The organism is Myxococcales bacterium, assembly GCA_016720545.1.
Lineage (GTDB): Bacteria > Myxococcota_A > Polyangia > Polyangiales > Polyangiaceae > JAAFHV01.
Genome location: JADKKK010000027.1, coordinates 1 through 6,956 on the forward strand (window position 1 = coordinate 1; position 6,956 = coordinate 6,956).

The 6,956-nt window shown below is 67.2% G+C and carries 5 protein-coding genes and 2 pseudogenes; 3 read left to right on the forward strand and 4 right to left on the reverse strand.

Annotated features, from left to right (window positions below; all coding sequences use genetic code 11):
• The first annotated feature begins 644 nt into the window (after nt 1-644).
• Entirely contained in the window at nt 645-1,889 is a 1,245-nt protein-coding gene (gene ltrA, locus IPQ09_26220; GenBank protein ID MBL0197650.1) for a group II intron reverse transcriptase/maturase, read from the forward strand.
• Between the two features lie 306 nt (nt 1,890-2,195).
• Here ltrA and IPQ09_26225 read toward each other — a convergent pair whose 3' ends face one another.
• Together IPQ09_26225 and IPQ09_26230 are read right to left on the reverse strand one after the other, a co-directional pair.
• Nucleotides 2,196-2,609 (reverse strand): hypothetical protein, encoded by a 414-nt coding sequence (locus tag IPQ09_26225; GenBank protein MBL0197651.1) that lies wholly within the window; start codon nt 2,607-2,609, stop codon nt 2,196-2,198.
• Nucleotides 2,609-3,308: pseudogene (locus IPQ09_26230) on the reverse strand (SDR family NAD(P)-dependent oxidoreductase). The gene IPQ09_26225 and the pseudogene IPQ09_26230 overlap by 1 nt, the downstream one beginning before the upstream one ends.
• A 420-nt stretch (nt 3,309-3,728) precedes the next feature.
• Here IPQ09_26230 and IPQ09_26235 point away from each other — a divergent pair.
• Nucleotides 3,729-4,469, forward strand: coding sequence for a substrate binding domain-containing protein (locus IPQ09_26235; protein ID MBL0197652.1), 741 nt, complete (start codon nt 3,729-3,731; stop codon nt 4,467-4,469).
• A 289-nt stretch (nt 4,470-4,758) separates the two neighbouring features.
• Here IPQ09_26235 and IPQ09_26240 read toward each other — a convergent pair whose 3' ends face one another.
• Both IPQ09_26240 and IPQ09_26245 read right to left on the reverse strand, forming a co-directional pair.
• The gene (locus tag IPQ09_26240; protein ID MBL0197653.1) at nt 4,759-5,091 is read right to left on the reverse strand and encodes a tyrosine-type recombinase/integrase; all 333 of its coding nucleotides are present in this window, start codon (nt 5,089-5,091) and stop codon (nt 4,759-4,761) included.
• A 130-nt stretch (nt 5,092-5,221) separates the two neighbouring features.
• A pseudogene (locus IPQ09_26245) lies at nt 5,222-5,707 on the reverse strand (phage integrase N-terminal SAM-like domain-containing protein).
• 422 nt (nt 5,708-6,129) lie between these two features.
• Here IPQ09_26245 and IPQ09_26250 point away from each other — a divergent pair.
• Entirely contained in the window at nt 6,130-6,714 is a 585-nt protein-coding gene (locus IPQ09_26250) for a hypothetical protein (protein ID MBL0197654.1), read from the forward strand.
• The last annotated feature ends 242 nt before the right edge of the window (nt 6,715-6,956 follow it).

The window sequence follows — 6,956 nt, forward strand, 5'->3', positions numbered from 1 at the left end:
GCGTACGTGCCGGGCACGCGAACAATCGCGCAAGGAACCGGCGGCGGTCACGACGCCGGGAGGTGCGCCTCGGAGCGCGCCGGAACCAGAGGGTGAAAGTCCCTCCCGGGTCGACGTTCCGACCCGGTAACCGAAAGTAACTGCGACCGTGGCAACGCGGCGTGGGGAGCAACCGGAGGTGAACCAGCAGCCCGCACGATAGGAACTCGATTCGGCTTTCAGCTTCGGCGAGCCCACCTTCCAAGGGCGAAGTCAAGACCATCGTGGGCGAGAGCCTGCGGCGGCGACTCAAGACACGCAGAGAACGCGAAGGGGCGTGCGAGGGAGCTGGGGGTGGTTGGAGGCAGGATGCTGGGAAGGTCTGGCGACGTGAACGAGGGAAGGCCGCAGCGGCCGCAACGAGCGCTGCGGACTCAGAGGCCCCGTACGAGCGAAGAGGCGGGTAACGACCGCGGAGCAAAGGGGGCCAGGAAGAGCGATCCGCAATGAACGGAACGGACGAGGATCACACGCCGAACGACGCCCCCGAGGAAGGAGCGTCGGACCCGCCGACGAGAGTGCCCGCGAGGGCTAACCGCGCCGGAGAGAGGCCAGGACTGCCCGCGCGCTGGTCCTGGGCAGACCCCGCCGTCTGGACAGAGCGAATGGTGCGAGCCCTGGAAGACGGGGTGAAAGGAAGCGTCTGGTACACGCTGTGGGACAAGTTCACCACGCTCCAAGCGCTGGAGAGCGCCTTCGCGCAAGTGAAGGCGAACGATGGCGCCGCGGGTGTGGATCACGTCTCGGTCAGGGACTTCGAGCGCGACAGAGACAAGCACCTGAAGGCGCTGTGCGAGGCGCTACGGAACGGCAGCTACCGTCCCGCGGCGATTCGTCGACGCTACATCCCGAAGGTCGGCGGCGCAGAGCTACGGCCCCTCGGGATTCCGACGGTGCGTGACCGCGTCGTGCAGACGGCGCTGCGGGCGGGGATCGAGCCGATCTTCGAGCGAGAGTTCGCGGATCAAAGCTACGGCTTCCGTCCGAGGCGCAACGCGCACCAGGCCATCGACCGCGTTGAGCGCCTGCTCAACGCGGGGCTCAAGTGGGTCGTCGACGTGGATTTGAAGTCGTACTTCGACACGGTGTCGCACCCGCGGCTGATGGCGCTGGTGAGACGACGGATCGCAGACGGGCGCGTCCTCGGGCTGATCGAGGAGTTCCTGAAGCAACCCGTCGACGACGAAGGACAACGCTGGACCCCGATCGTCGGCACGCCGCAAGGCGCGGTGATGAGCCCGTTACTGGCGAACGTGTTCCTCGACCCGCTGGACCACCTGATGGCGAAGCAGGGCTACGAGATGACACGGTACGCTGACGACTTCGTGATCCAGTGCCGCACGGAGGACGAGGCGCGGCGCGCGTTGGAGGAGGTTGCGCGTTGGTGCGGCATCGCCGAACTGACGTTGCACCCGACGAAGACACGCATCGCACTCGTGACCGTGAGAGAGGGGATCGACTTTCTGGGCTACCACTTTCGCGAGCATCGGGACGACCCGAGGCGGACGAAGAAATGGCCCCGGAAGAAGAGCGTCATGAAGCTGCGCGAGCGGCTTCGCCCGCTGACCCGCCGCACGAACGGAGGCTCGCTGAACGCGATCGTGAAGCGCGTGAACGTGGTGCTGCGCGGGTTCCTCTCGTACTTTATCAAGAGCGTGCGTACGCCCCTGGACGGGATTGACCGCTGGGTCCGAGGCCGACTGCGATCCATTCTGCGACGGCGGAGCGGCAAGCGCGGCCGAGGTGGCGGCCTGGACTCCATCACATGGCCGAACGCTTTCTTCGTCAGGCTGGGGCTGCTCTCGCTGGCCAGCACCCCAGTCCAACTCGCGCTCCCACTCACGGGGTGAACGCGCTTCGGGAGAGCCGGATGCGAGAAATTCGCCTGTCCGGTTCGGCGGGGGGGATGGCCGCTCTCACGGGCGGCCATCCCTACCTCGATCGATCTCAGCGCGACACCCCGGCGTCCTTACGGCCGCCGGTTCCTTCAGCCGCGACCGACTCCACGGATTGGTGCCGCGTCCTTGAGCCACGGTCGACTCCAGGAACCGGCGGCCGTAAGGACGCCGGGAGCGATCTCAGCGTGACGCCCCGGCGTCCTTACGGCCGCCGGTTCCTGCCCGGTGCTCCACCCACACCAGTATGGGACCTTAGTGTTAGCGCAGCGGCGTCGCGAGCACGGCGCCGACTGCGGACGTGATCTCCGACTCGCCCCAGCGGATCGACCACGCGTGAACGACGTTCCTCCGAAAGCCCCCGCGGTGGAGCGGATCTTGTTGCGCCATCTCTTCGGCCTCTGCCTTCGAGGCCGCGCGAAGCACGAGAAGCCCCGTCGGCGCGCCGATCGACGGCGGCGATGCAGGTCCGTGCGCGCCCATGTCGAGCGGTCCCGCGAAGAGAAGACGTCCCTTCGCACGCACCTCCATCGCCCACAGATGGTGCGCGTGGAGCACCTTCCGTCCCTCGGGCGTGCTCGGGGGCTGCCAGGCGTCGAGCGTCTCTGCGATCACGACGAAGACCGCGTGGTTCTCGAGCGTGGCGCTGATCTCTTCGAGCGTGGGCGTCACCATCACCACGTCTCCCCGAACGGGCGCGCCTCGACCTCGAAGGACCACGCGGAGGGATGCTGCGTCGCGAGGTGAAACGCCGTCGCGGCCACGGCGTCGGGCGAGATGAAGAAGTCGTCGGGCTTGTCCTTCATGAACGCCCGCGACTTCGGCAGGTCGACGACGCCGTCGATGATGATCAGCGACACGTGGATGTGCTGCGGCCAGAGGTGTCGCGCCATCGACTCGGCGAGGCTCCGCTGCGCGGCCTTGGCAGGCGCGAAGGCGGCCGTGCGCGCGACGCCACGGCGCGAGGCCGTCGAGCCGATCACCACGATGTTGCCTCCGCCGCGGGACTTCATCTGCGGAATGACCCTCTGCGACGCGAGCAGCAGGCCGAGCGTGTTGACCCGAAAGGCGCTCTCCAGGGCGGCGGGCGCGACCTCTTCGACCGTGGCCCACGTGCCCGTTCCGGCGTTGTAGACGAGCGTGTCGACGGGACCCATGCCGCGCTCGATCGTCTGAACGCAGACGCGACCGAGGCTTCATCGGGACGTCGCACGAGTACGCCCTCGCATCACCGAGGCTCTTCGCGAGCGGCTCCGTCGTCTCGGTCGAGCGCGCGAGGAGCGCCACCGCGTAGCCCTCTCCGTCGAACCTGCGCGCGATCGCCGCGCCGTTGCCGGGACCCACGCCCACCACCACACACAACTTCTTCGTCATTCCAGCGCCTCCCGATCCGCACGTGGGATCGTGGGGGCAGCATCGTCCCGCGGCGTTCGAGACGGAAGGCGGCGAAAGTTGACCCTGCAGTCGCCCCCACGCAACAAGGTGATTCCCAATGCTCCTCGACGAGATCTCGATGTTTGCCCGCGTCGCGGCGAGCGGAACCCCGAGTACACGTCGGCGGAAGTCAGTCGGTGCTTCGTGCCGATGCGCGTCGCCCAACGTCGTTGCGTCTGCTCGACGGGCCGACAGCCCGCCTTCGCATCCGCGCCTTGTTGAGCAACGCGCCTCGACACGAATCCCTCGCCTTACTTCCGCCGCCGTGTACTCGCCGAAGCGGCGCGTCAGCTCGGCGTTCCCCGATCGACGCTCTCGCGTGCGATCGCGAGGCTCGAGGAGGCGACGGGCGTTCAGCTCGTGCAACGCAGCGCGCGGTCGATCTCGCTCACCGAGTCGGGGCGCCGCTTCTTCGCGGAGGTCGCACCCCATCTCAGCGCGCTCGACGAGGCCGCGCTCACGGTCGGAAAGAGCCGTGACTTCCTCGGCGGAACGTTGCGTGTGAGCGCGCCCGCATCGAGCGGCGATCTCCTCGGAGACGTCTTCGTCCGCTTCGGCGCGCGCCATCCCGGCCTTCGACTGGAGATCGAGCTGAGCCAGCGCCAGGTCGACCTCGTGCGCGAGGGCTTCGACGTGGCGCTTCGAGGCACGCCGAGGCCCACCGGCGACGCGCTGGTGGCGCGGAAGATCCTCTCGGCGGAGCTGAGGCTGTACGCATCGCCGTCGTATGTGGCGCGTCGGGGCGCGCCGGAGCGCGCGGAGGAGCTCGCGGACCACGACCTCGTGTCGTATCTGCCGGTGTTCACGCGCACGGAGGTTCCACCGGAGACGTTGGGGCGCGCGTTCGCCGCGGCGCGGGCGGCGACCAACGAGCTCGACATGCTTCGCTGCATGCTGCGCGCGGGCGGTGGAATCGGTCCGCTCACGGAGACCCACGCCGCAGCCGATCTCGCGCGGGGGACGCTCGTCCGTGTCCTTCCGGCGTGGTCTCACGGGTTCGGCGCGCTCTATGTGGTCTACCCCGCGGCGCGCCACGTTCCGCGCAAGGTCGCGGCGCTGCGTGACTTCCTCGTCGACGCGTGGCGACCGCGCGCGGGTTGAGGGCGGGGCAGGGGGGCTCTGGTTGAGGGCGGAGGCTCCCGCGGTCTTCGCGGCGGGCTCGTCGGAGCGCCGTGGGAGGTGGTGGGGATGTCCGCGAGGTCAGTGAACTGAGGTCGGGGATATGGTGGGGATGTCCGCGAGGTCAGTGAACTGAGGTCGGGGACATGGTGAGGATGTCCGCGAGGTCAGTGAACTGAGGTCGGGGACATGGTGAGGATGTCCGCGAGGTCAGTGAACTGAGGTCGGGGATATGGTTTCGTCTGCATCTGTTCAGTGGAGCGACGTCCGTTCAGCGGTCGAGGGGGCTGACGACGCCGAGCGGTCCGCGGTCGATGATGTGGGTGTAGATCATGGTGGTTCGCACGTCGCGGTGGCCGAGCAGCGTCTGGATCGTGCGGATGTCGGTCCCTGCTTCGAGGAGGTGCGTGGCGAAGCTGTGGCGGAGCGTGTGGCAGCTCGCGCGGCGGTCGATCTTCGCGGCGAGTGCCGCGGCCTGCACGGCCTTCTGCACGGCGGTTTCGTGGATGTGATGCAGCACACGTCGGCCCGTCGCGGGGTCGATGCACGGACGCGTCGCAGGGAAGACGTACTGCCACGCGAGGCTCGTCGCGGCGCCCGGCATCTTCGTGCGGAGCGCGTAGGGGAGGTCGACCTCTCCCGCGCCAGCGTCGAGGTCGGCGCGGTGACGTCGCCCGACGGCGTCGAGCCAGAGGCGCAGGGGCTCCCTCACGCGCGTTGGCAGGAGCGCCGGGTCGATCGCGCGCTCCCTTTCCGCCGCGTACGGTGATCTGGTGGCGTTCGAAGTCGATGTCCTTCACGCGGAGCGCGATGGACTCGCCGAGGCGGAGGCCCGAGCCGTAGAGGATCTCGCCGATGAGACGGAAGGGCGGTTCCAGGCGGTCGAGCAGCGCTCGCACGTCGGCGCGAGAGAGGACGGTCGGGAGGTGATCGGGGCGGCGCGCCCGCTCGAATCCCTCGATGGCCGGAGCTTCGAGCTCGAGCACCTTGCGGTAGAGGAAGACCAGCGCGCAGAGCGCCTGGTTCTGCGTGGCGGCGGCGACGCGCCGACGCACGGCGAGGTCGTTGAGAAAGTCCGTCACCTCGGCGGACCCCAGCTCGCGCGGGTGTCGACGGTGAAAGCGGAGGAACTCCCGCGTCCAGTGGACGTACGCCTCCTCGGTTCGGGGAGAGTAGTGCAGTCGGCGGAGCGTGGCCTTCAGGGCTTCGATGAGCGTCATGGCGGATCTCCAGGGGCGCAGCGGGTGTCCCGCGGCCTCGTGCGTTCTCGGCGCGACGCGGCGCCGGTTGCGTGGGAGCGGGAGGAATCCGCCGGTGGAGCCGCAGGGGTCAGAGGGCGCTTGCGGAATCGCCCGTTATGGAGTTACGTAGAAGCGGGCCAACCACGGCGATCCGCGGATAGGGTGTCGGAGGGACGTTCGGGTGTTACGCAACAGCGGGCTAAGGCGCGAGTGGGGGGCGGATAGGCCGCAGCGGGTTACTTCTGAGTTGGGCAGCCTCGAAAGAGCGGCGGGCAACGAGCTTCGAAGAGAGCAAGACGCGGACCACGGTCGAACCCTCCCGCAGGAACCTCGGGTAGAAAAGAAGAACATGGATAACACGTCCCACAATTGCATCGTCGGGATCTTCAAGGAGAGTCGTCATGTCTGATCAGCACATCCTCCACGCCGCCGAGAAGTTGGTTCACGCACTCAACAAGGCGGTCGACGAAAATCTGCCGGCGGAGATCGCTGAGGTCGTCAAGATTCACTCGGCGGGCGCTGCTGCGTCTGGTTTGGCCGCGGGTTGGATCCCTGGCGCTGGCGGGATTGCGGCCACAGGCATCTGTATGGGATTCATCTGGAGCATGTACGGGCGTATCAACGCCAAAATCGGTTTGCCGCTCACCGAGAACTTGATCAAGTCACTCGGCACCGCAATCGCGACCAACCTCGCCGCATACTTCGTCGCTGGATTGGTCACTTCGACGATCTTCTCGATCTTGCCCGGCCTCGGCAGCGTTGGCGCATCGGTCGTGATCGGGGGGACGTCCTATGCGCTCACGTTGGCTTCGGGCTACGTGTATCTCAGACTGCTTACGAGCCTGTTCCTCAGCGGCAAGGACCCTGCAAGTATGGATGCGGAGTCGCTCAAGAAGGCGGCCGAGGGCGTCGTCGCGAGCGAGAACATGAAGCAGGTGATCACCGATGCGAAAGCCAGTTACACACCGTCAAAGAGCGGCAAGTAACCGATGCGCTGAACTGGAGAGGCCTTGCAATTGGCCTGAGTGGCCTCGATCGAATCAGTGAAGCGGGCAGCGGTAATGGGCGATGGACGCCGAGCAATGGAGAGCAAAGAACGAGGAGTAGCGCGCAACAAATGTTGATCAGGAAGGACGACATGGTGAGACCGACGAAGCAGCAGGAAAACCGATCGGTCGGGTGCGCTTGGTGTTGCCGTGTTCAGACTCACGGCGATGGGCGGCGTGCC

Bases quoted from the DNA above. Each gene is read 5' to 3' on its own strand.
- IPQ09_26250 (MBL0197654.1), top strand. From the start codon at position 6,130: ATGTCTGATCAGCACATCCTCCACGCCGCCGAGAAGTTGGTTCACGCA.
- ltrA (MBL0197650.1), top strand. From the start codon at position 645: ATGGTGCGAGCCCTGGAAGACGGGGTGAAAGGAAGCGTCTGGTACACG.
- IPQ09_26225 (MBL0197651.1), bottom strand. From the start codon at position 2,609: ATGGTGACGCCCACGCTCGAAGAGATCAGCGCCACGCTCGAGAACCAC.
- IPQ09_26240 (MBL0197653.1), bottom strand. From the start codon at position 5,091: ATGCCGGGCGCCGCGACGAGCCTCGCGTGGCAGTACGTCTTCCCTGCG.